This is a genomic window from Actinoallomurus acaciae, from assembly GCF_042429965.1.
Lineage (GTDB): Bacteria > Actinomycetota > Actinomycetes > Streptosporangiales > Streptosporangiaceae > Actinoallomurus > Actinoallomurus acaciae.
Window position 1 is genome coordinate 1 of the sequence record NZ_JBHLZP010000837.1, and the last position, 2,383, is coordinate 2,383.

General features: G+C 71.9%; 3 protein-coding genes and 1 pseudogene. 1 reads left to right on the forward strand and 3 read right to left on the reverse strand.

Annotated elements, in window-relative coordinates; translation table 11 throughout:
- A partial coding sequence (locus ACFFNX_RS47775) for a bifunctional 5,10-methylenetetrahydrofolate dehydrogenase/5,10-methenyltetrahydrofolate cyclohydrolase (protein WP_378213063.1) occupies window positions 1-834 on the forward strand: 834 nt, incomplete at its 5' end.
- Window positions 835-892: 58 nt separating this feature from the next.
- Here ACFFNX_RS47775 and ACFFNX_RS47780 read toward each other — a convergent pair.
- The 3 genes and pseudogenes from ACFFNX_RS47780 to ACFFNX_RS47790 all read right to left on the reverse strand — a co-directional run.
- Entirely contained in the window at window positions 893-1,180 is a 288-nt protein-coding gene (locus ACFFNX_RS47780) for an Lrp/AsnC family transcriptional regulator (RefSeq protein ID WP_378213064.1), read from the reverse strand.
- Between the two features lie 55 nt (window positions 1,181-1,235).
- Entirely contained in the window at window positions 1,236-1,982 is a 747-nt protein-coding gene (locus ACFFNX_RS47785; protein WP_378213066.1) for a rhomboid family intramembrane serine protease, read from the reverse strand.
- An 8-nt stretch (window positions 1,983-1,990) separates the two neighbouring features.
- Window positions 1,991-2,383, reverse strand: a pseudogene (locus ACFFNX_RS47790) (DEDD exonuclease domain-containing protein); the annotation flags it as partial.

Here is a 2,383-nt window from a genome sequence, read left to right on the forward strand (position 1 = left end):
CGGCTCATGGACGGCGCCGGGCCGGCCCGCCGCATCATCGAGCGCACCACCGCACGCGCCGCCGCCGTCACCCGGCGGCGCGGCACGGCTCCGTGCCTGGCGACCGTGCTGGTCGGCGAGGACCCCGCGTCCGTGACCTACGTCCGCATGAAGCGCAACCGGTGCGGGTCGGCCGGCATCACCTCGCGTCACGTCCCGCTGCCGGCCTCCACCACGACGGCGGAGCTCATCGACACCCTCACCGCCCTGTCGGAGGACCCGGGCGTGGACGGCATCCTCCTGCAGCATCCGGCCGGGCCGCACATCGACGAGCGGGCCGCGTTCGAGGCGATCGGCCCGGCCAAGGACGTCGACGGCGTCACCATGCGATCCTTCGCCGCGATGAGCTTCGGCCTGCCGGGCTTCGTGTCCTGCACGCCCGGCGGCATCATGCGGCTGCTGGAGGAGTACGAGGTCGACCTCGCGGGCCGGCACGCGGTCGTGGTCGGCCGGAGCGCCATCCTGGGCAGGCCGGCCGGGATGCTGCTGCTCGGCCGCGACGCGACGGTCACCTACTGCCACTCGCGTACGGCCGACGTGGCGGCGCTCGTGCGAGAGGCGGACGTCGTCGTGGCGGCCGTGGGCCGGCCGGGGTTCATCCGGGGGGAGGACGTCAAGCCCGGAGCGGTCGTCATCGACGCCGGCTACAACGAGGGCAATGTCGGCGACGTCGACTTCGAGACGGCGAGCGCCCGCGCGAGCCTCATCACGCCGGTGCCGGGCGGCGTCGGCCCGATGACCATCGCCGTCCTGCTGGAGCAGACCGTCGAGGCGGCGGAACGGCGCCTGACCTGATCGTGAGGCTCGCCGGTGCGGCGCCCTCGGCGGTCACGGCCGGCCGCCGGGGGAGGCCTCAGTCGGCGTCGGGGAGGCCGAGCGCGAAGGCGGCCTCCAGGTCGTGCTGGGAGTAGGTACGGAAGGCGATGTGGGTCTCGGTGTGGGTGACGCCGTCGACCTTGTTGAGGCGGCCCGGGATGACATTGGCGATCTGCTCGTACTGGCGGACCCGCACCAGGGCGACCAGGTCGAACTCGCCCGTCACCGAGTAGACCTCGCTGACCCCTTCGAGCCCGGCGATGGTCTCGGCGACCTCGGGGATGCGCGAGACGTCGGCCTTGATGAGCACGATGGCGGTGATCACGAGGTCCTCCTGCGATAGGTCGAGCCGGCCGTGGCGAAAGCCTAGTAGAGCGGTGTCACTGCCAGGTGAGGGCCGCCGACTTGCGGGCGAAGCCGCCGCGCCGTACGAGCAGGCCGCAGATCATCCCCGCGACGAACCCGTAGATGTGCGCGACGTAGGCGGTCTGGCTCTGGTCGCCGAGGCTGAACCACTGGAACACGAAGAACTGCACCAGCAGCGTCCAGGAGGGCAGCCGGAACGGCAGGAACGACAGGACCAGCGCGATCGTCCTCGAGCGCGGATAGAGCACCAGGTGGGAGCCGAGCACGCCGGCGATCGCCCCCGAGGCGCCCACGAGGGGGGTCATCGAGCCGGGGTAGGTCACGGCGAAGCCGTACGCCGCGACGTAGCCCACGAACAGGTAGAACAGGAGGAACCGCAGCCGGCCCAGCCGGTCCTCGGTGGCGGCGCCGAAGATGAACAGGTAGACCATGTTGCCGAGGATGTGGGTGACGCCGCCGTGCAGGAACATCGACGACAGGGCGGACAGCCACGGTCGCTTGTGGAACGGCGCGGGGTGACAGGCCGAGGCGACCTCCTCGGGCATCGGCGCCTGCCGGTCCTCGATCATCTCCTTGGGTATCGCGCCGTACTTGAGCAGGAACGTCGTCTGCTCGCAGTTGCGCTGGAGGCGGGTCTCGTCGCGGTGGCCGATCGAGGCGACCGGCGAGATCAGGAAGACGACGACGTTGACCGCGATGAGGAGGTAGGTGACGAGCGGCGCGCGCCGTGTCGGCTGGTTGTCGTACAGCGGCAGCGCCACTCCCACTCCTAACGCATCGGCCGTCCGGCGCGCTCAACCATACGGGAATCGGTGTCGCGATACGCGTCATCGATCCAGCGGCGCACGCTCTCGGCGCCGTGGGCCGGGCAGCTCCACGTGCCGTCCACCTCGACCAGGCGCACGCCGGGGGACTCGAGCCAGCGCAGGACGCACTCCATCTCCTCCGCCGAGGCGCGTGGCGCGGCGCCCGGACCGGGCCGTACGGTCTCGGCCGTGGCGACGAGCGCCTCGACGTAGGGCATCGGATGGGCGTGCGGCGGGACCGTTCCCGCGGCGGCGAGCCGGCCGTGCCGTACGACGTGCAGCTCCCAGCCCCCGTCGAAGGCGGGCCGGGCCGCGACGAGCTGGGCGATGCCGGCGACGGAGGACAGCCGCTGGCA